The sequence below is a fragment of the Rhizobium sp. CBN3 genome (assembly GCF_030518245.1).
Lineage (GTDB): Bacteria > Pseudomonadota > Alphaproteobacteria > Rhizobiales > Rhizobiaceae > Rhizobium > Rhizobium aethiopicum_A.
Window position 1 is genome coordinate 79255 of the sequence record NZ_JAULSE010000001.1, and the last position, 21517, is coordinate 100771.

Annotated in this window: 16 protein-coding genes; 7 read left to right on the plus strand and 9 right to left on the minus strand. The window is 61.6% G+C overall.

Annotated features, from left to right (window positions below; genetic code table 11):
- Nucleotides 1-89: 89 nt before the first annotated feature.
- The 3 genes from QWJ46_RS00350 to QWJ46_RS00360 all read left to right on the plus strand — a co-directional run bounded on the left by QWJ46_RS00350 (nt 90) and on the right by QWJ46_RS00360 (nt 6539).
- Nucleotides 90-3290, plus strand: a complete 3201-nt coding sequence (locus tag QWJ46_RS00350; RefSeq protein WP_302748494.1) for an efflux RND transporter permease subunit — start codon at nt 90-92, stop codon at nt 3288-3290.
- A 285-nt stretch (nt 3291-3575) separates the two neighbouring features.
- On the plus strand, nt 3576-5360 hold the full coding sequence (locus tag QWJ46_RS00355; RefSeq protein ID WP_302748496.1) for an IlvD/Edd family dehydratase: 1785 nt from the start codon (nt 3576-3578) through the stop codon (nt 5358-5360).
- 330 nt (nt 5361-5690) lie between these two features.
- A complete protein-coding gene (locus QWJ46_RS00360) occupies nt 5691-6539 on the plus strand; it encodes a GNAT family N-acetyltransferase (RefSeq protein WP_302748498.1) in 849 nt (282 codons plus the stop codon).
- Between the two features lie 2 nt (nt 6540-6541).
- On the opposite strand, the gene QWJ46_RS00365 is transcribed toward QWJ46_RS00360, so the two are convergent.
- On the minus strand, nt 6542-7459 hold the full coding sequence (locus QWJ46_RS00365; RefSeq protein ID WP_302748500.1) for a DMT family transporter: 918 nt from the start codon (nt 7457-7459) through the stop codon (nt 6542-6544).
- 192 nt (nt 7460-7651) lie between these two features.
- Here QWJ46_RS00365 and QWJ46_RS00370 point away from each other — a divergent pair, with 192 nt between their 5' ends.
- Nucleotides 7652-8950: an adenylosuccinate synthase gene (locus QWJ46_RS00370; protein WP_302748502.1), complete on the plus strand. Its 1299-nt coding sequence runs from the start codon at nt 7652-7654 to the stop codon at nt 8948-8950.
- Nucleotides 8951-9010: 60 nt separating this feature from the next.
- Entirely contained in the window at nt 9011-11497 is a 2487-nt protein-coding gene (locus tag QWJ46_RS00375) for a hypothetical protein (RefSeq protein WP_302748504.1), read from the plus strand.
- A 337-nt stretch (nt 11498-11834) separates the two neighbouring features.
- Here the strand turns inward: QWJ46_RS00375 and rpoH are convergent, their stop codons facing one another.
- Together rpoH and QWJ46_RS00385 are read right to left on the minus strand one after the other, a co-directional pair.
- Nucleotides 11835-12743, minus strand: coding sequence for an RNA polymerase sigma factor RpoH (gene rpoH, locus QWJ46_RS00380; protein ID WP_085779205.1), 909 nt, complete (start codon nt 12741-12743; stop codon nt 11835-11837).
- 190 nt (nt 12744-12933) lie between these two features.
- Nucleotides 12934-13959: an RluA family pseudouridine synthase gene (locus QWJ46_RS00385; RefSeq protein ID WP_302748507.1), complete on the minus strand. Its 1026-nt coding sequence runs from the start codon at nt 13957-13959 to the stop codon at nt 12934-12936.
- A gap of 41 nt (nt 13960-14000) precedes the next feature.
- Between QWJ46_RS00385 and QWJ46_RS00390 the strand changes: the two genes are divergently transcribed.
- Together QWJ46_RS00390 and QWJ46_RS00395 are read left to right on the plus strand one after the other, a co-directional pair.
- On the plus strand, nt 14001-14384 hold the full coding sequence (locus tag QWJ46_RS00390; protein ID WP_184453660.1) for a hypothetical protein: 384 nt from the start codon (nt 14001-14003) through the stop codon (nt 14382-14384).
- Between the two features lie 6 nt (nt 14385-14390).
- Complete coding sequence (locus QWJ46_RS00395) at nt 14391-15212, plus strand: RNA methyltransferase (RefSeq protein ID WP_302748509.1); 822 nt, start codon at nt 14391-14393, stop codon at nt 15210-15212.
- Between the two features lie 2 nt (nt 15213-15214).
- Here QWJ46_RS00395 and QWJ46_RS00400 read toward each other — a convergent pair whose 3' ends face one another.
- The 6 genes from QWJ46_RS00400 to QWJ46_RS00425 form a co-directional block, all read right to left on the minus strand.
- Nucleotides 15215-16375 carry a hypothetical protein gene (locus tag QWJ46_RS00400; RefSeq protein WP_302748511.1) on the minus strand — a complete coding sequence of 387 codons (1161 nt, stop codon included), beginning with the start codon at nt 16373-16375 and terminating at the stop codon, nt 15215-15217.
- A gap of 116 nt (nt 16376-16491) precedes the next feature.
- Nucleotides 16492-17079 carry a DUF1134 domain-containing protein gene (locus QWJ46_RS00405; protein WP_184454302.1) on the minus strand — a complete coding sequence of 196 codons (588 nt, stop codon included), beginning with the start codon at nt 17077-17079 and terminating at the stop codon, nt 16492-16494.
- Nucleotides 17080-17254: 175 nt separating this feature from the next.
- A complete protein-coding gene (locus QWJ46_RS00410; RefSeq protein WP_302748512.1) occupies nt 17255-18472 on the minus strand; it encodes a tyrosine-type recombinase/integrase in 1218 nt (405 codons plus the stop codon).
- A gap of 285 nt (nt 18473-18757) precedes the next feature.
- Nucleotides 18758-19186: a hypothetical protein gene (locus tag QWJ46_RS00415; protein WP_302748514.1), complete on the minus strand. Its 429-nt coding sequence runs from the start codon at nt 19184-19186 to the stop codon at nt 18758-18760.
- Nucleotides 19187-19277: 91 nt separating this feature from the next.
- A complete protein-coding gene (locus tag QWJ46_RS00420; protein WP_302748516.1) occupies nt 19278-21239 on the minus strand; it encodes a DEAD/DEAH box helicase in 1962 nt (653 codons plus the stop codon).
- Entirely contained in the window at nt 21236-21496 is a 261-nt protein-coding gene (locus tag QWJ46_RS00425) for a hypothetical protein (RefSeq protein ID WP_302748518.1), read from the minus strand. The genes QWJ46_RS00420 and QWJ46_RS00425 overlap by 4 nt, the downstream gene beginning before the upstream one ends.
- Nucleotides 21497-21517 lie beyond the last annotated feature (21 nt).

The window sequence follows — 21517 nt, forward strand, 5'->3', positions numbered from 1 at the left end:
CGACACCCGAAATATTATGACCCGCCGGCGGCGTCTCACCCGCCGGAAAGGGACGTTGCATCCATGTTCACCCCGGAGAGGGCTTTGATATGAACATCTCCAGATTCTTTGTCGACCGGCCGGTCTTTGCCGGCGTTCTTTCGGTCCTCATCGTGGTTGCCGGCCTGATCGGCCTGCGGGCGCTGCCGATTTCCGAATATCCCAACGTCGTGCCGCCGTCGGTCGTCGTGCGCGCCACCTATCCCGGCGCCAATCCGAGCGTCATTGCCGAAACGGTGGCAACACCGCTCGAAGAGCAGATCAACGGGGTCGAGGACATGCTCTATATGTCCAGCCAGGCAACGTCGGACGGCGTGCTCAACGTAACCGTCACCTTCAAGCTCGGTACCGACCCAGACAAGGCGCAGCAGCTCGTCCAGAACCGCGTCAGCCAGGCCGAACCGCGCCTGCCGGCGGAAGTGCGCGCGCTTGGGATCACAACGGTCAAGAGCTCGCCCGACTTCATCATGGTCGTCAACCTTGTCTCCGATGGGAACAGCCACGACATCACCTATCTTCGCAACTACGCGACCTTGAACATCAAGGATCGGCTCGCCCGCATCCCTGGCGTCGGACAGGTGCAGGTCTTCGGCGCCGGCGATTATTCGATGCGTGTCTGGATCGACCCGCAGAAGGCCGCTGAGCATGAACTCGCCGCCAGCGACATCAGCAACGCGATCAGCTCACAGAATGTCCAGGCGGCCGCCGGCATCATCGGCGCGTCACCGAGCCAGCCGGGCGTCGACCTGCAGCTTAACGTGAATGCCCAGGGCCGCCTGCGCACGCCCGAGGAGTTCGGCAACATCATCGTCAAGACGGGCGCCAATGGCGAGATCACCCGCCTTCGCGACGTCGCCCGCATCGAGCTTGGCGCCGCCGATTATACGTTGCGGTCGCTGCTCGACGGCAAGCCGGCCGTCGCCGTAGCCGCCCTTCAGGCGCCCGGTTCGAATGCGATCGAAATCGCCGATAATGTGCGCGCAACCATGGATCAGCTGCAATTGGCCATGCCTGAGGGCGTCAAATACGAGATCGTCTACGATACGACGAAATTCGTGCGCTCCTCGATCGAGAAGGTCATCGACACGCTGCTCGAGGCGATCGCGCTCGTCGTCCTCGTCGTCATCGTCTTCCTGCAGACATGGCGCGCCTCGATCATCCCGCTGATCGCGGTTCCGGTCTCGATCATCGGCACCTTCGCGGTCATGTATGTCTTCGGCTTCTCGATCAACGCGCTCAGCCTGTTCGGGCTGGTGCTGGCGATCGGTATCGTCGTCGACGACGCGATCGTGGTGGTGGAAAACGTCGAGCGCAATATCGAGCATGGCCTGTCGCCGCGCGCGGCCACCTATAAGGCGATGAAGGAAGTGTCCGGTCCGATCATCGCGATCGCGTTGGTGCTCGTAGCGGTCTTCGTGCCGCTCGCCTTCATCTCTGGCCTGTCGGGTCAATTCTACCGTCAGTTCGCGCTGACGATCGCGATCTCGACCGTCATCTCGGCCTTCAACTCGCTGACCCTGTCACCGGCGCTTGCCGCCCTTCTGCTGAAGGGCCACGACGCGCCAAAGGACTGGCTCACGCGCTTCATGGACGCGATCTTCGGTTGGTTCTTCCGTGGCTTCAACCGCGTCTTCGGCGCAGGCTCGAATGCCTATGGCAAGGGTGTTGGCGGCCTGGTGTCGCGCAAGAGCATCGTCATGGTGGTCTACCTGGCGCTGGTCGGCGCGACCTGCAGCATGTTCACCACGGTTCCCGGCGGCTTCGTGCCGTCGCAGGACAAGCAGTATCTGATCGGCTTCGCTCAGCTGCCGGATGCCGCAAGCCTCGACCGCACGGAAGACGTCATCAAGCGCATGACCGATATCGCGCTCGCGCAGCCCGGCGTCGCCAATGCAATCGCCTTCCCCGGCCTGTCGATCAACGGCTTCACCAACTCCTCGAATGCCGGCATCGTCTTCGTGACGCTGAAGGATTTCGAGGAGCGCAAGACGCCGGATCTTGCGGGCGGCGCCATCGCCATGGCGCTCAACCAGAAGTTCGGTGCGATCCAGGATGCCTTCATCGCCATGTTCCCGCCGCCGCCCGTCAACGGCCTCGGCACGACGGGCGGTTTCAAGCTGCAGATTGAGGATCGGGCGGGTCTCGGCAACCAGGCGCTCGACGAGGCGACCAAGGCGGTGCTTGCCAAGGCCTATCAGACGCCTGAGCTTGCCGGGCTGTTCTCGAGCTTCCAGATCAACGTGCCGCAACTCTATGCCGATCTCGACCGCGCCAAGGCCGAGCAGCTCGGCGTTTCCGTCACCGACGTCTTCCAGACGCTGCAGATCTATCTCGGCTCGCTCTATGTGAACGACTTCAACGCCTTCGGCCGCACCTACAGCGTCCGCGTGCAGGCCGACGCGAAATTCCGTGCCCAGCCGGAAGATATCGGCCAGCTGAAGGTTCGTTCGGCATCGGGCGAGATGATCCCGCTGTCGGCGCTCCTCAAGGTGGAGCCGAGCACGGGTCCGGAGCGGGCGAACCGTTATAACGGCTTCCTCGCTGCCGATATCAACGGCGGTCCCGCGCCGGGCTTCTCGTCCGGTCAGGCCCAGGCGGCAATCGAGAAGATCCTTCGGGAGACGCTGCCTGCTGGCATCGATTTCGAATGGACGGATCTGACCTATCAGCAGATCCTTGCCGGCAATTCGAGCGTCGTCGTCTTCCCGCTCGCGCTGTTGCTGGTGTTCCTGGTACTGGCCGCCCAGTATGAAAGCCTGACGTTACCGCTGGCGATCATCATGATCGTACCTATGGGTGTCCTGGCCGCTCTGACAGGCGTCTGGCTCACCGGTGGAGATAACAATATCTTCACCCAGATCGGCCTCGTGGTGCTTGTTGGTCTATCGGCGAAGAACGCGATCCTCATCGTGGAATTTGCCCGCGAACTGGAGTTTGAGGGCCGGACGCCGCGGGAGGCGGCGGTCGAGGCCAGCCGCCTGCGCCTTCGCCCGATCCTCATGACCTCTATGGCCTTCATCATGGGCGTCGTGCCGCTGGTCGTCTCCACGGGCGCCGGCGCGGAAATGCGTGCGGCCATGGGTGTCGCGGTTTTCTCCGGCATGATCGGCGTGACCTTCTTCGGCATCTTCATGACGCCGGTGTTCTACGTGCTGCTGCGACGGCTGACGGGTAATCGTCCGCTCATCCAGCACAAGCCGGACGAGCACAAGGAGGAAGAGGCCGAGGTCATCCGGCTCGCAGCGGAATAGACGGAATTCAACCTTCCTTTGTCGAGTAAATCGGGCGGGAACCTCGGTTCTCGCCCGTATCGTTTTCTGACACCCGACGAAAATGCGTTACGTTCATCAAAACGGTTGCAACCGTGGACGAGGGGACTATCAAAGACGGATAGGAGTTGGGAGGATCGGCGCCATCTCCACCATCTGGATAGGCGATGTCGGCAAAGCCAGCGTGCTTGCGGAAGACGGTGAGGCGGACTGCAGCGCTCCGCTTCTCGACTTCGAAGAGAAGAGTGGCCGATCGGGAGGATAATGATGACGGACCGCCAACCGAAGAAACGCCGCCTGCGTTCGCAGGATTGGTTCGACAATCCCGATCATATCGACATGGCGGCGCTCTATCTCGAGCGTTTCATGAATTACGGCATTACGCCGGAAGAGCTGCGCTCCGGCAAACCGATCATCGGGATTGCCCAGAGCGGCAGCGATCTGACGCCCTGCAACAGGGTGCATGTCGAACTCGCCAAGCGCGTGCGCGACGGCATTCGCGACGCAGGCGGCATCCCGATCGAATTTCCGACACATCCGATCTTCGAGAACTGCAAGCGCCCGACCGCCGCCCTCGACCGCAATCTCGCCTATCTCGGCCTTGTCGAAATCCTCTACGGCTATCCGCTCGATGGAGTGGTGCTGACCACCGGCTGCGACAAGACCACGCCTTCGGCGATCATGGCTGCTTCGACCGTCGATATTCCGGCCATCGTGCTCTCCGGCGGGCCGATGCTCGATGGCTGGCACGAGGGGGAGCTGGCCGGTTCCGGCACGGTCATCTGGCGGATGCGGCGGAAATATGCGGCAGGCGAAATCGATCGGGAGGAGTTCCTGCAGGCCGCGCTCGATTCGGCTCCATCCGTCGGCCACTGCAATACGATGGGCACAGCCTCAACGATGAATGCGCTGGCGGAAGCACTCGGCCTGTCGCTCACCGGCTGCGGCGCCATTCCGGCCGTCTATCGCGAGCGGGGGCAGATGGCCTACCGTACCGGCCGGCGCGCCGTCGAGATCGTGTTCGAGGATCTGAAGCCATCGGATATCCTGACGCGGGCTGCGTTCCTCAATGCGATCCGCACCAATTCGGCGATCGGCGGCTCGACCAATGCGCAGCCGCATCTGGCTGCGATGGCCAAACACGCCGGCGTCGAACTCTATCCCGATGATTGGCAGGTGCACGGCTTCGATATCCCGCTTCTGGCCAATGTCCAGCCCGCGGGCGCCTATCTCGGCGAGCGCTATCACCGCGCCGGCGGCACGCCGGCGATCATGTGGGAGCTGCTGCAGGCCGGAAAGCTCGACGGCGACTGTCGCACGGTGACGGGGAGGACCATGGCCGAGAACCTCGACGGGCGCCAGGCCAGCGACCGCGAGGTCATCCGGCCCTTCGACGAACCGCTGAAGGAGCGGGCCGGCTTTCTCGTTCTCAAGGGCAATCTCTTCGATTTTGCAATTATGAAGATGAGCGTCGTCTCGGAGGATTTCCGCCAGCGCTATCTTCTGGAGCCCGGGCGGGAAGGTGTGTTCGAGGGCAAGGCGGTGGTTTTCGACGGTTCCGAGGATTATCACAAGCGCATCAACGACCCTGAACTCGGCATCGACGAGGATACCATCCTCGTCATCCGCGGCGCGGGGCCGCTCGGCTGGCCGGGTTCGGCCGAGGTCGTCAACATGCAGCCGCCGGATCATCTGTTGAAGCGCGGCATCCGCAGCCTGCCGACGATCGGCGACGGCCGTCAGTCGGGCACCGCCGACAGCCCCTCGATCCTCAACGCATCACCGGAAAGTGCGGCCGGGGGCGGCCTCGCCTGGCTTCGCACCGGCGATTTCATCCGCATCGACTTCAACCAGGGGCGCTGCGATATGCTCGTCGACGACGCCGAGATCGAGCGGCGCAAGGGTGACGGTATTCCGCCGGTGCCGGCGGATGCAACGCCGTGGCAGCGGATCTACCGCCGTTCGGTCACGCAACTGTCGGACGGCGCGGTTCTGGAAGGGGCTTCGGAGTTCCGCCAGATCGCGAAAAACCCGCCGCGGCACAACCATTGATCTGGCGCAGGGCAGCCATAGTGGCTGATTTCGGCTGAAATGCTTCCTCGTCCTCCGGGTTGAGTAAGCGGAGATTTGGTCGCGACATTTATTCGCGCCGGCAGGAAGTTATTGGGCGCCAAGTAATTTTCTTGAGCTTGCAACGGCATTGTTTCATGGTAATGCGGAAACGAAGCTTACTGCATTGCATCGAAAACGATTATACGCGTGGTCAAGACCATCGGCGCGGCTTCTCCATCATTCGTCCGGTGCGATCGAATGGCGGTGATCTGACAATTGCTTTGCCGTTGGCGGGATGGACTTGCGGGACATTCAATCTGGGAAGGTCGCATGAATTCGGAATTTGCCGTTCGTTCGATGCGGCCCGGCGAATTGGAGCTCGTGCTCGAATGGGCGCGTCAGGAGGGGTGGAATCCGGGTCTCGACGATTCGATTGCGTTCCTCGAAGCCGATCCGTCAGGATTTTTCGTCGGCTCCATCGGTGAAGTCCCCGTCGGTTCGATCTCGGTCGTCAAATATGGCGACAGCTTCGCCTTTCTCGGCCTCTACATCGTCCACCCGGATTTCCGCGGCAAGGGTTACGGCAAGGCGATCTGGGAAGCGGGGATTGCCACGGCGGAAGACCGGACGATCGGTCTCGACGGCGTTGCCGCGCAGCAGGGGAATTATCGGAAGGCCGGCTTCGAGCCCGCCTATACCACCATTCGTTACGGCGGTGTTGCCTCCTCTTTGCCGACTTCGACGCTTGCCGCGCAGCCGGTGCTGGATTCACGCCTGGAAGGGCTGCAGCGTTATGATGCGGCGGTCTTTCCGCAGCCGCGGGATGCCTTCCTCGCCGCCTGGTGCACCGCCCGTAAGGGGCGCCGCACTGCCGTGGTCCGCAAAAGCCACAAGATCCGCGGCTACGGCACGATCCGCCGCTGCTACGAGGGCTATAAGATTGGCCCGCTTTTCGCCAACGATGCAGACAGCGCCGCGGCGCTGCTTGCCGAATTGATCCCCGAAGCAAAGGGGACTCAGATATTCATCGACATCCCGGTCGAAAACCGCGAGGCGATCGCGCTTGCCGAAGGCATGGGCCTTCAGCCGGTGTTCGAGACGATGCGGATGTATCGCGGGCCGGCGCCAGCCATCCCGCTGAAACACGTCTTCGGCGTGACGACGCTGGAGCTTGGTTAAGCCTAATCCACGGGTGAGGCAGGCACGGTGGGAGCGGACGCTTTCGGCCGGCCCCTTTCGGCGATCGCGATGCCACCGAGCGTCAGCATCAGCGCGACCATATGGAAGGACTGAAGCCTTTCTCCGATCAGGACGACTGAGAGCAGTGTTCCGAACACCGGCACGAGATTGATAAAGAGACCGGCGCGGTTGGCGCCGATAGCCTCGACGCCTTTGATATAAAGGATCTGCGCCAGCAATGAGGGGAAGATCGCCGTATAGAAGGTGATGCTCCAACCGGCTTGGTCCGGCCACTGCGCCGCGCCGCGGCCGATCTCCCAAAGAAGCAGCGGCAGCGAGGTCAACATGGCGGCGAGGGCGGGGAAGACCATCAGCGTGCGCCAATCAACCGCCGGTTTCCAGCGTAGGAAGATGGTGTAAAGCGCATAGGCGGCAATGGCGATCAGCATCAGCCCGTCGCCGCGGTTGAGCTGCAACTGCAGCAGCGTGGCGAGGTCGCCATGGGCGGCCGTCAGCGCCACGCCCAGCAGCGTCATGCCGAAGCCGAGACATTGCGCCAGCGAGATGCCGGTGCGGAAAAAGAAGAAGTTCAACAGGAAGATCAGCATCGGAATGCCGGCCTGCTCGATGGCGACGTTGATCGCCGTCGTATATTGCACCGCCGAGTAGAGCATGGCGTTGAAGAGAGTGTAGCCGATGGCGCCGTAGCAAAGGAGCAGCGGCAGGTTTTTCCTCGCCACCGGCCAATCCTTCTTCAGCTGCGGCAACGAAATCGAGGCGATCAGTGCGACGGCGAGGAACCAGCGCAGGAAGGTCAGCATCATCGGGCTGATATGCCCGACCGCAAGCTTGCCGGCGACGGAGTTGCCGCCCCAGCAGAGGGTGGCGATGACGAGGCAGATATAGGCCGTGGCTTGCAAGAGCGTTCTTCCTCGTCTTTTTGCTAGAAATAATCGGCTTTTTCCCAGGGGAAATAGACTGCCGGCTGCTGATTTGTCACGTAAAAAGCCCAATCGGCTGTGACAACAGGGTCGCTTTCCCAAAAACAAAGCTTTATAGATGCGCGGGTTTGAGCAGGTGCGCGGTTCTGCGCCGGTAACAGGAAGAGTTAGATGACGAACGTAGTCGTGGTCGGTTCGCAATGGGGTGATGAAGGCAAGGGCAAGATTGTCGACTGGCTTTCGGAACGTGCGGATATCGTCGTGCGCTATCAGGGCGGACACAATGCCGGCCATACGCTCGTCATCGACGGCACGAGCTACAAGCTCTCGCTGCTGCCCTCCGGCGTCGTGCGCGCCGGCAAGATGGCCGTGATCGGCAACGGCGTCGTCGTCGATCCGCACGCGCTGATCGCCGAGATCGGCCGACTGGAAGCGCAGGGCGTGACTGTTACGCCTGACAATCTGCGCGTCGCCGACAATGCGACCCTCATCTTGTCGCTGCACCGCGAACTCGACGCGATGCGCGAGGATGCGGCGTCCAACAGCGGCACCAAGATCGGCACGACCCGCCGCGGCATCGGCCCGGCCTATGAAGACAAGGTCGGCCGCCGCGCCATCCGCGTCATGGACCTTGCCGATCTCGATACCCTTTCCGGCAAGGTCGACCGTATCCTGACGCATCATAACGCGCTTCGCCGCGGCCTCGGGGTCGCCGAAGTCAGCCACCAGGCGATCATGGACGAGCTGACCTCGATCGCCGAGCGCGTCCTGCCGTTCCGCGAGACCGTCTGGCTGCTGCTCGACCGGGAGCGCCGCAAGGGCGCCCGCATCCTGTTCGAAGGCGCGCAGGGCAGCCTGCTCGACATCGACCACGGCACCTATCCCTTCGTGACCTCCTCGAACACGGTGGCCGGTCAGGCGGCAGCCGGTTCCGGCATGGGTCCCGGCTCGCTCGGCTATATCCTCGGCATCACCAAGGCCTATACGACACGTGTCGGAGAGGGGCCTTTCCCGACGGAACTGAAAGATGAGATCGGCGAATTCCTGGGCCAGAAGGGCCATGAGTTCGGCGTGGTGACGGGGCGCAAGCGTCGCTGCGGCTGGTTCGACGCGGCGCTGGTGCGCCAGTCGGTCGCCACCAACGGCATCACGGGGATCGCGCTCACCAAGCTCGATGTGCTCGACGGTCTCGAAGAATTGAAGATCTGCGTCGGTTATATGCTCGACGGCGAACAGATTGATCATCTTCCCGCAAGCCAGGCAGCGCAAGCTCGGGTCGAACCGATCTATATCACGCTCGAGGGATGGAAGGAATCGACCGTCGGCGCCCGCAGTTGGGCGGATCTTCCGGCGCAGGCGATCAAATATGTTCGCCAGGTCGAAGAACTGATCGGGGCGCCGGTCGCGCTCCTTTCCACCAGTCCGGAGCGGGACGACACGATACTTGTGACCGATCCGTTTGAGGATTAAGGTCACGGCCCACTGTTGAGGACAGTTCGGCAGAAGGCCGGACTTCTTGAGAAAGTAAGAATGGCGGATTTTATTGCAGTTATTCGGCGGGCTGTCGACGGCCTGGCTGAAAACACCCCCGAGATGCGGGTGAAAGTCTACGAACGTGCTCGCGGCGCGGTGCAGCGGCAGCTCGAGAACATGAAGCCGCGTCCGCCGGAAGCCATGCTGCAACGCCAGCTCGAAAAGCTCGAGGCCGCCATTCGCGAAGTGGAGGCTGAACACTCCGAAGCGTTGCCCCTCGATGAGACGGCTGGCGCCGGTGCTGCGCCGGAAAGCTTTGAAGAACAAGCGGTTCCTGACGAAAGCACGTCACCGCCTGCGCCCCAGACAGCTATCGACGAGCCGGCCGGTGAAGCCGATGCGGGCTCGCCGACGGCCGACGCCGTCCACGAGCCCGATCACCTGGAAGCCGACGCACGGCAGGAAACTGAGGAAGAGGTCGCGGCCGAGGAGCCGCCTTCCGCGGAACCTGAGCCCGAACAAACGCCTGTTTCCGCTGAGACAGCTACACCCGTCGAGACCTATTGGCATCCCTCGCATGAGGAGGAGGCGCCGGCTGAGGAATGGCATGCCGGCGAGGCGCGTGACGTCGCCGCCGAAGAAATGCAGCCGGAACATCACGGCTTCGAAACGCCGCCTGCCGGTCATTCCTACGAGGAAGCCGACGAGCATCGTGCCGATGAAGAGCATCCTGTGGCGGCCGAGGAGATTCCGGCCGAACCGGCGACGGCGGAAAGCCACGAGCCGAAGGCCGAGGCGGCTTACGAGCCCATCGAGTCGTTTCAGCCGATCACACGCGGCATGGAGCATGCATCCAACCGGCTCGTGGAGCCGGTCGCCGATTTCGATCGTGCGCAGGAGTTCGTCGAACATAGCCGCGAGGAGCCGCTGCAGGCCGATGCTGCGGGACATTTCGATCCTGTCTGGGCCGAGCCTGCCGTCGAGACGCCGGCTCCGGCGCCCAAGGATGCCGAGACCGAATGGGCCGAAGAGGAGCTCCGGCAATATTCGGAAACGGCGCCAGTTACCGCCGACGCTTCGGCGCGTGCCTTCGAAGACGTCATATCGAATCTCGAGAAAATGGCGCCCGCCGCTGTCATGCCGGCCGCCAAGGAAGCTTTCTCCTGGGAGAAGGCTGCCTTCGACGACTTGCCGCCGATCGAGGCGGGCACCGACAAGAAGACGCCGGTTTCCTCGCATTTCGACGACGTTGATATCTTTGCGGAGGTGCACGACGGCAAGCCTACACCCGCCGGCGGCGCGCCGAGCGAGGGATGGCGCGAAGCGAAGGCCCTGCGTGGCTATGACCGCCGCGGTCCGATCGCCACTGACGATGACGACGCCAATCCGGCGATGGATATCGATCAGATCGTCGCCTCGAAGCTGCAGGGCAAGAATTTCCGCATGGAACCGAAGCGCCGCCGCTTCGGCATCGGCACGATAATAACTCTCCTCTTCGCACTTATCCTGATCGGTGGCGGCGCCTATGCCGGCTGGATGAACAGAGAAGCGCTGGTGGCGATGGTCGATGGGCTTGTCAGCTCGGCGCCATCGCAAGCTACGAGGAACGAGGCGGCAATGACGCCGTCGGGGTCCGAGACGCCGGCCCAGACCACGCCGACGCCAGCCCAGCCAGCTGCGCCGGAAGCGCAGAATACGCCGCCGGCACCGGCACAGCCGAACCAGCAAGTGGCGTCATTGAACAATGACGGCGCGGCGGCCAATTCCAAATTTACGCAACGACTGCTTTCCGACGGAACTGAAGTCGACAGCGGCCCGGCGACGGTGCCGGGAACGCCGACGGCCGAAGGAAAATCGGTGGCCGAGCAGAACGTCGCGGCAGCGGATACGCCTGCGGCCAGTGCGCAAGGCGATGCGGCTCCGCCGGAAACGCTGACGCCGAACGGTCCTGCGGCATCGCCGCAGCAGGCTGCGCCGGTTGGTTCATCGGAAAAAATGTTCCTCTATGAGGAGCGTATCGGCCAGAGCTCGCCGACGGCGATCGAAGGAACTGTTGTCTGGAGCGTCCAGCATGAGGCCGGCCAGGACGGCCGGCAGGAAGCGACGGTACAGGGCAATGTCACCGTTCCCGAGCGCAACCTCTCGGCGCTTGTCACCTTCAAGCGCAATTCCGATCCGTCGCTGCCGGCAAGCCATCTCGTCGAGATCGTCTTTTCGGTGCCGCCCAACTTTGAAGGCGGCAGCATCGAAAGCGTCCAGCGCATCTCGATGAAGCGCACCGAGCAGGATCGCGGCGACGCGCTGATCGCGGTTCCGGCCAAGATCACCGATGATTTCCACATGATTGCGCTCAACGACTACCCCGATGCACGCAAGGCCAATCTCGATCTGCTGTCGACCCGCAACTGGATCGATATTCCGATCACCTACCGCAACGGCCGCCGCGCGCTGCTGACGATGGAGAAGGGTGGTACGGGAACGAATGCCTTCAATACAGCCATCAAGGAATGGACTGCCCTCGGGGATGTCTCGACGAGCCAGTGAGTGGGTTCTCGGTGCGTTGTGCCACCGACACCCTCATCCGCCTGCCGGCACCAGCCGGGGTCGAGCCACAGGTCTCGACCCGTCCTTCGGACCCCCGCGCTGGGGAGAAGGGAATAGTGGCAGCGTCCTGTATTTCTTTAAGCATTCTTTTGGAAATGAGGACGAGCAGCTTGCTCCTCCTCTTCTCCCCAGCGGGGAGAAGGTGGCCCGAAGGGTCGGATGAGGGGTCTGCACGGCACGCCCTTCAACGCCCTTCCTGCCGGCATCGCCCGCCACAAAACAAAAACGCCACCTCCCGTCTAAGGAGGTGGCGTTTGCAATTCTCGAGTTCAGCCGATCAGGCCGTGGCTTCGACGACGCGAATGGCCTTGGCGCGTTCCAGGGCCTCCTTGCGAACAGCATCCTGCACTTTTTCAAAGGCGCGGACTTCGATCTGGCGGACGCGTTCGCGGCTGATGTCGAACTCGGCCGAGAGATCTTCCAGTGTCACCGGATCCTCGGCAAGGCGGCGGGCCTCGAAGATGCGGCGCTCGCGTTCGTTCAGAACACTCATCGCTTTCGCCAGCATGCGCCGGCGGGTTTCGAGCTCATCCTGTTCTATCAGCACGTCTTCCTGGCTGTCGTGGTCATCCACAAGCCAATCCTGCCATTGACCGCTGTCGCCTTCGGCCGCCTTGATCGGTGCGTTCAGCGAGGCGTCGCCGGAGAGACGGCGGTTCATCGAGATGACCTCCTCCTCCGAGACGTTCAGCTTGGTGGCGATTTCCGAGACGTGCTCCGGCTTCAGGTCGCCGTCGTCGATCGCCTGGATGCGGCCCTTCAGCCGGCGCAGGTTGAAGAACAGGCGCTTCTGGTTGGCGGTCGTGCCCATCTTCACCAGCGACCACGACCGCAGGATATATTCCTGGATCGAGGCCTTGATCCACCACATGGCGTAGGTGGCGAGGCGGAAGCCGCGTTCGGGATCGAATTTCTTGACGGCCTGCATCAGACCGACATTGCCTTCAGAGACGACTTCGCCGATCGGCAGGCCGTAGCCGCGATAGCCCATCGCGATCTTCGCGACGAGGCGAAGATGGCTTGTGACGAGCTTATGGGCAGCGTCGCGGTCGCCATGCTCGGCATAACGCTTGGCCAGCATATATTCCTGCTGCGGCTCCAGCATGGGGAATTTGCGGATTTCGTCGAGATAACGGTTGAGACCGGCTTCGCCGGCGGTAATGGACGGCAAGGTATTTCGGGCCATAGTGCACCCTCCTAAAGTGAATTCCGGCTCCCGATGGAAACGCGCCCCCCGCGTTAAAAGGCGAACCGGGACGTGCGGCTTTTGTTCCAAGCCCGCACTAAGTCTATATACAGATAAGTATGGCGAAACGGCGGTTCAAGGTGCCGCTCACGCAGGTGTGAGGCGGCGAGAGCGGTGTCCCGAAGCCGCCTTATTGCCGCAATGCCTCGACCAGTTTCACCATATCGGCCGGCAGCGGCACCTCGAAATGCATGAGTTCGCCGGTGCGGGGATGCTCGAATTGCAGCATGAAGGCATGCAGTGCCTGACGGCCGAAACCATTGACGACCTTGCGGATCTCTTCGGGCAGAAGATTGGCCTTGGTCCTGAAGCCGGCGCCATAAACGGTGTCGCCAACGAGCGGATGACCGATATGGGCCATGTGCACGCGGATCTGATGGGTGCGGCCGGTTTCCAGGTGGCACTCGACCAGCGAGGCGAGCGCGGTCGCGTCGGGGTTCTCCTGGAAGCGCTCGATCACTTCATAGTGCGTGATCGCCGCGTCGGCATCCTGGCTGTCGGGGCGCTTGACGGCCCGGCGGGTGCGGTCGCCGGTGGCGCGGCCGAGAGGCGCATCGATTGTTCCCGACAGAGTGCGGGGACGGCCCCAGACGACTGCCCGGTAAGCCCGCTCCAGCGGCATGGTGCGGCCGTGGTCGGCAAATTGAAGCGAGAGGTGGCGATGGGCGACGTCGTTCTTGGCGACGACCATGACGCCTGTCGTGTCCTTGTCGAGACGATGGACAATGCCGGGACGGCGCACGCCGCCGATGCCGGAGAGCGTATCGCCGCAATGATGGATCAGCGCGTTGACCAACGTTCCTGTCCAGTTACCGGAGCCGGGATGGACGACCAGACCTGCCGGTTTCGATATGACGATAAGGTCATCGTCCTCATAAAGGATGTCGAGCGGGATATCTTCGCCCTTTGGGGTCGGGTCTTCAGGCTCGGGCAGGGTGATTTCGAAGCTGTCGCCGACGCGCACCTTGCGCTGCGGATCGGTAACCTGCTCGCCTCGCAAAAAAACCAGCCCCTCCTTGATCAGCGCCTTGATGCGGCTGCGGGAAAAATCCTCACCGACTTGCGCGGTCAGCCATGCGTCGAGCCGGCCTTCGGCGGTTTCATCAGCGGTCAGGACTTTTCTAATGCCGGCTGCTTGTTTAAAGGGGTCGCTCAAGACGCTTCTTCTCCGACGTATTTTTAGAACGGAACGCACAGATGACAGCAATCGAGCCAGACGACCAGGAAGAGAAGCCCCTTGATCCGGCGATGGAAAGTGTCCGGCGCAAGATGGTGCGCCTGCAGATTGTATCCGGCGCCATCATGTTCGTCAGCCTTATGGCGGTCTTCGGCGCTGTTGTCTACAAGACGATGCGCGAGCCCAAGGAGACAGCGTCCACTGCCGCAGCCTCCGGTGTGCCCTCGGATGCACCGCTTGCGGCGACCCTTTCCCTGCCGCTCGGGTTCAAGGTGCAGTCCACCTCGTTTTCGGCGGGACAGATGCTGTTCTTCGGAGAAACGGTTGAAGGCACGAGGAAGGCGCTGGTATTCGATCTGAGGACCGGCCGCACGGTCGCCGACGTCACCGTCGCGGGGAATTGAGGCGGGATGGCCGCCCCGATCGTCATCGACAGCGCCAACGATCCGCGCATTGCTGAGTTTCGCGATATAAGAGAGCGTGACCTGACGGGCCGGGAAAACCGCTTTATCGCCGAAGGCACTGTCGTGCTGCGCATGCTCGCCGAGGCGCATGCGGCACGTCGCGGCTTCTCGGCCGAGAAAATCCTGCTGCTGCGCAATCGCGTCGACGGCCTGCAATCCATCCTGGAGCGGTTTCCGGCTAGTGTGCCGGTTTATGTCGCCGAGGCTGAAGTGCTCGATGGTATCGTCGGCTTTCATCTGCATCGCGGCGTTCTCGCCCTCGGCAAGCGAGAGGACCGCGGCGAGGCAGCACTTCTCGACGCATTGCCGGAACGGGCGCTGGTGCTGGTCGGCTGCGGCATTTCCAACCATGACAATGCCGGCTCGATGTTTCGCAATGCTGCCGCCTTCCGGGCGGATGCCGTGCTACTCGACGAAACCTGCTGCGATCCGCTCTATCGCAAGGCATTGCGTGTATCGGTCGGCTCGGTGCTGAGCGTTCCGCACCGGCGCGGCGGCAAGGCGCTGGACCTGCTTCTGGCGCTTGCCCAACGTGGCTTTACCATCTGGACGCTTTCGCCGCATGGGAAGACCGACATCCGCGCCATTCCGGCTGCGGCACGCATGGCGCTCGTCATCGGCACGGAGGGGGAGGGCTTGCCGGAGGAACTGCTGGCGCGCTTTCAGAGCGCCCGCATCCCGCAATCGGACGAGCTCGACAGTCTCAACGCGGCGACTGCGACGGGGATCGCATTGTTTTCCATGGCCTCCGCCATGGGGCGGCTATGAGCTTAACGCCCCGGATTGGCGATGATGGCGGCCGCCCTGTCGGCAAGGCTGACGCGATCGCTCGGGTTGTTGTTGCCGGCGTCCGGCAGCAGCGCGTGGATCGGTGAGGAAGGGCCTTCGTTGATTGCGGTCAGCGCCACCATATTGGCGGCGATCGAAGCGATCTCCTCGCGAATCGCACCATCGCGTCCGGTGACGGACTTTGCCTTCTGCAGGCGCTCGGCAAGGGCGGCGCTGCGCTTGCGGACATCCTCGCCTATCTCAGCCGTCACAGCGGCGGTGTCGAGTACGGATGAGGTCGTGTCTTCGGCCGTCAGTTCCGCCGGTAGTTCCGCCGCTATCTTCGCCAGGCCAGCATCGCGCAGCACCCGGTTGATCTTGCGGATCTCGGCATTGGCGGCTTTCAACTGCTCCTTCAACTTGGCGATCTCCTGCTGACGGCGGGCGAGCTGCGTTTCCTTCTCGGCGGCGGAAGCGCTTTCGCGCGCAGCCTTGTCCTCCAGGCGGATCACCATATGCTGCTGCTGCGTCAGTTTCTGCTCGGCATCCCTGGCCCGCTTCTGCAGCAGGTTGACGTCCTGGCGCAATGTGTCGCGTTCGTCCCGCAGCGTGTTGGCGCGGAATTTCAGGCTTTCCGCTTCGGTCTCACGCGCGGCGAGATCGATTCTCAGCCCGTCAGCCTGTTCGCTGAGTTTGCTCAGCCGCGTCCGCATTGCCGCCAGTTCGCTCTCCTTGTTGGCGGCGGATTGTTCGGCAATATGCAGATTGGTCTTCAACTGGCTGATATAGTTCTCATCCTTGCGCAAGCGCGAGCGCTGCTCGGCCGCCTCGACATGCATCTCGCCGATCTGGGCCTGCAATTCGCCGATCTCGGCGGCGAGCCTGCCGGCATCGACGGCGAGCGCATCGTGGCGCAGCTGGAGCGACAGAGATTTCTCGCGCTCACGCAGAAGGTCCTGGGTGGTGCGGGCATTTTCGGCGGCATGAAGCGCGCGCACCATATCCTTCTGAGCACGAACCTCCTGCGGGCTCAGCGGCATCGTCGCCTTGAGACGGTTTTCGGTATACCAGACAATGCGGCGATGAACGGCCGGCGAAACCAGAAAGACGAGGAAGGCCGCGGTCAGGAAGCCCAATCCGAACAAGAGAGCGTATTCGATCACGGCGCGGCCATAGGTTCGACAGTTAATGCGGGGTCAGCCGCGATGATTAAGCACGCATGGCACGCATGGCAAGGCCGCCGATGCCGGCGGCGGCCGATTCCTGCCGATTTACGGCCTCAGAAGGGGTTCCAGGTCGGCGCCTGGGTGATCTTGAGATAACCGACATTGACGCCGAGACGGGCGCCAACACCGGTGCGGATCGGTACGACCAGGACGTCGTTGTTTTTCAGCACCGTCATGCCGAAGCCGGCGATCACATAGGCCGAGCCGCTGACGCCGCCGAAGCGGGCGTAGATGCCGTCGATGGAAGGCAGATCGTAGACCAGCATCATGACGCGCGAGCCCTGGCCGCCGTAATCGATGCCGAGAGACGGGCCCTGCCAGTAGAGCGGATGCTCGCCGGCGTTCTTGGTGTTGAGCTGGCCTTCGCCATAGGTGAGACCGGCGATAAAGGCGCCGCCGCCTTCCTGCCCGAGAATATAACCGTTCGGCAGGCCGTATTTCTGGAAGGCGCTCTCGACCACCTTGGCAAGGCCGCCGCTCGCGGACCCGAAGAAGGAGTGGCCGGTATCGATGATTTCCTGCATCGTATACTGACCGTTGTTCTGGGCGGCGGCCGGCCCGGCAATCATCAGCGAGGAGAAGACGAGGGCCGAAAGCAACCTGCAGAAGCCAATGAATTGGTGCGGAAATCGAGGGCGCATCATGTCATCCGTTCGTCGTTTGCTGGAGCGGGCACCCGCTCGCGTCGATTGCTGCATTTTGCGCCGATGATCTTAACAATCGGTTAAATATACAGTTTGTTAACCTGTTGATTTCATTGGTAGGCGTTACATGGCGTTACTGGTGGCGTTACGATGTGCCACCCAGTGCCTTTTTTCATTTGGCGTCTCGCTTGCTCGCTCGTGCATCAGCAAAACGCTCAGCGGCAGCCAGCGCGGCTCGGTCATATACAGCAGAGGTCGTCTTAGTCGAGGCGTGGCCGGCGACCTTTGCGGCGTCATCGGTTGCGACGCCAGCCGCGCGCGCTTCAGAGATTCCACTAGCTCGCAGATCGCGCGCCCAGATGCTGGTATCTATTCCTGCCGCTTTTCGATCGCGAGACCACATGCTGGAGAATACCTCAGATAGGTATGGGCGGCCATTGACCTCGTAGACGATCACCGGTCCAGTTCGTTGCTCAAGCGGCCACTTCTCCAACTCCTCCATCACCATAGGCGCCTTGTTGAGAGGGTAGGTAACGGCTAGGCCTGTTTTCATGGATGTCTTCGATGGTACGTAGCGAAGCACCATATGCTCATCGATATCCTCCCACCGCAGACCGAACCACTTGTTCCCGGTGCGGGTATTGATGACATCACTGACGCCTTCAGATTGGATTGGCACCCACTGGCCGATGACATCCCATAGCCGAAGGGTCGTTTCGTAGACCAAGGCGTAGGCTAATGCAGATGACGGACGGCCAGCGGCATGGGCTGCCTTGCGAAGTGCGATTACCTGATTGGCGGCGATGACAACCTCTCGCCGTTTTGGATTGGGCAGCTTGCGGCTTGCCGATTTCAAGACCTCCTTAAGTTCAAGGCAGTCTGGAAGGCGCGTCATGATCCCATATGATACGGCCGCGTCTACAACTGCGCGCGACATCTTGGACGCAGCAAGGCGCGTACCTCCTTTTGACCAGACGCCATGCCACTTCTTTAGGTCGATGCCCGTTATCTCGTTGAGGCGACTGCCGCCGATGTGGTTTATCAGCTTTGGTATGTAGAAATCATACGGTTTCCTTGACTTGGGCCTTAGCGAAAAATACGGGCTATCTGGGTCTGATTGATACCTTTTCAGTAGCGTACCCATCGTCCCGTCAAACGTGTTTAATGTCGACCCTTCAGATGCCTCTACAAGAGCTTCTAATTGCCCTTCAAGATAGTGGCATCGGGAAATTAGCTCTTCTGGCCGGTCCAATAGGTGCTTTAGGTTTTCGCCCTTCATCAGCTTGGAGAGGCGTTGAGGCGGACGCCACCGTGGCGTCCACGACTTCTTGCGCCACTGCCAAATTAGACCCGGCGCTTGAATTTTCGGGTGCGGGGGCCTGCTGTCCATGATTCTGGATCCTCCGGAGTTCGCGCGCCTGTAGAGACATAGTTCGCGTTGGCGCCGAGATAATTATCATAGTATCGCTTCACGAGCGGAACTGGCCTGCCATCGTGAAGCGCATCAATGCGTGGGAAACCTCTGGCCTCAAGTATTGGCAGGGTTCGCTTTATCCAGGTGTCGGCCCGGCCTCTGCCGACGAGGGCAACAGCCAGTTGCTTGTCGGTGGCAAAGAGTGGCAGGGCGTTTAGCCCCACCGCCGGTTCGTTGTCGTTGGCTGGCTGGCGTGTCATGTCAGCGAAGCCACTTGTCGACGATGAAGCGCTTGATGGTGCCGGTTGATGTGTTGCTAAATTCAAATATTTCCTCGATATGCAGCCGCCGGCGGAAGCCATCGCCGATCAGGTCTTCTTCGATGTCGCGAAGTTCGCTGCGGCTGACGATCCGGACCAGCACATGTTCATTTTGAGCTAGGGATGGGCTGCCCGGCAGCGGATCAGACACCCCGACTGCGTATTCGGGCGGCTCGACCTTCCGTCCAAGTGCGTTTTCGATCATCTTGGAAATGTCGATATGTGGCGGATGCTCGGCTGCGTCGCTGGTGTTTTCGCACGTGACGCACTCGGCCATGATCTTGCCGAGCCTTCGCTCAAGCTTGTCTATGGCTTTGTCAATTTCAACCTGCTTTTCATGCGGGATGTCGAGGCCTAGTGAAACTTTCATGTCGTGTCTCCTTCTTCGTGGTGGTGGTGCGGGTGGGCGGAAGATCGACCGGGTAAGCGTATGGTCCGGCTCCCCATCTTCCGCCCAAGCATCAAGCCGCAGCGTGATGCTTTTTCTCGTTATCGTTCGCGGTGGGCCACGCCTCCGGCGGGATGGCGACGTTGGTGTTGTCGCGCACCCATTCGAGGCCGGACAGAATTGAGACCCTACCGCCAGCATCGCAAGGCAGCCCGCTTTTTGCATATAATGTAACGGAAGCGGGAGCCCTCCCTATCCTTTTTGCAAACTGAGTTTTGGTTTCGTGGGTTTTCCGATCGAACGTTCCCTTGATCCATCCGCGATCTTGCGCAATCTGCATGGCGGTCGGGATGTGCACCCACCCGTTGCTGGCACGTGGCAGACAGGCAAATTTGCTACTTCTGAAATTCCAGCGACCGAGACGTTCTCGAAAGAACTTGTGCACTGGTTCGTAGTTTTCTGGGTCGTCTACGTCTGATGGGGGTCTCCCAATGGTTCTTTTCGCGATGGCGTTTAATCCGTCCTGAATATGAATCCAGCCATTCCTAGCACTGGGAATCTCACCAGACGCAACGAGTTTGTTAATGCGCCCTTGTGACCACCCAGATCTCCTCGCAAAAGCAGCCTGGGATTCGTACTCATCTGCGTTCTTTATGCCGATCGGCGGCATGCTGCTGGGCGGGTTCAGAGAAAGCCAGGCAACCGCATCTGATACTGGCACATACGCACCGTGCATGGGCATGCCCTTTTTAGCCCACTGTTGAGGCGACGATGAGCTCTTAGCTCCAACCAAGCGTGCGAACTCTGCCTGTGTGACGCACCCATCCGGCACATCGCCGCTAACCTCGTGCAGAACCCCATCATACTCACCAATCTCGCGACCCGTCGGAAACTCATATCCACAAGCGCACGCCTCGACACGTTCGCCACGAACCTCCTTGCACTCAGGACAACGGCGGACTCCGTCGCCGCCCATGCGGCGAGTCCTGGCGGCGCCGCCATCAATAGACCAATCCCATTCCCTGGCGAACCATCCGTGATCACGATGCAGCCCGGCATGATCCATTATGATTGCGGTCTTTCCGCCAACTGGCCGGAGCGCGCGGCCGATCATCTGCAAGAGCAACGTTGTTGATCTGGTTGGGCGCATGAGGATCACGGCCTCGATGCCAGGGACGTCAAAGCCCTCCGTAAAAACGTCCACGTTTGACAGGATTTTGACCTCTCCAGACGTGAACGCATCGATAGCCGCTCGACGCTCGTCATCGCTCGATTTGCCGTCTACGTGTATGGCCGCAATGTCATCGCGGTTGAAGCGATCCACGAGAGCCTTGCTGGCTTCGACCGACGTGCAAAACGCAATGGCCCGCTTGCCGTTGGCGCTCCTGCGATATTCAGCCACGGCGTCACCGATCAGGACGGGAGTATTCATCGCGGCATCTGTATCTTTCTTGCGGTAATCGCCAGCTTGGAGTTTTGCGGCCGTCAGGTCTGGGTCGCTCGGCGCGAAATATCGGAATGGCGACAGGTACCCGTCCAGGACAAGCTCAGAAATTGAAGGGCCGATCACAAGTGCGGAGAACCAATCTTTGAGACCCTTGCCGTCGAGTCGTTCCGGTGTTGCGGTAAGGCCAAGGTGGCGTGCAGTGGCAAGCTTCCGGTGTAGCTCAGCCCACGATTCGGCCGGCACGTGGTGGCATTCATCCCAAATGACCAGAGATGGGTTTGGTATCTCGTCGAGACGTGCAACGGCCACTGACACGATCTGAACGCCCTTGCCGTAGTCGGGGCTGGCTCGCGGGGAGATAATGCCGAAATCGATGCCCGCCTTGCGGAAGGCCTCGGCAGTCTGCCGTTCTATTTCTTGGCGATGGCAAATGAACCAAACCACGCCGGAAGAACGCTTTACGATCTCGGCCGCCGTCCGCGTCTTGCCGGCGCCGGTCGGCATCTGCAGAACAACGCTACCGCTCCTTGTTAGCGCGTCGAGCGCGCTAACAACTGCGGTTTCCTGGTATGGTCGGAGGGATGTCACGCCGCCACCCTCTCATCATCCTGCTCAGCCGCCACGGCGCGCAGCCGCGCGGCGATCGTCCGATTGCGGCCAGCATGCTTGCCGTCGTGCCACTTGGCGATTTCGAGTAGCCGCCAACTGGGCGCAACGCCAGGCGCCAGGTCGTCAACGACCTCGGTGCCAGTGCCGGCGTACGGCAAGAACTCGTAGTTGCTGGGCCGCGCCTGCTGCGGCCGGTTGTTGTTGGCGGGCTTCGGTCTTCTGTTGTTGGTGGTCATGGTGTCTCCTTCTCGTGGTGG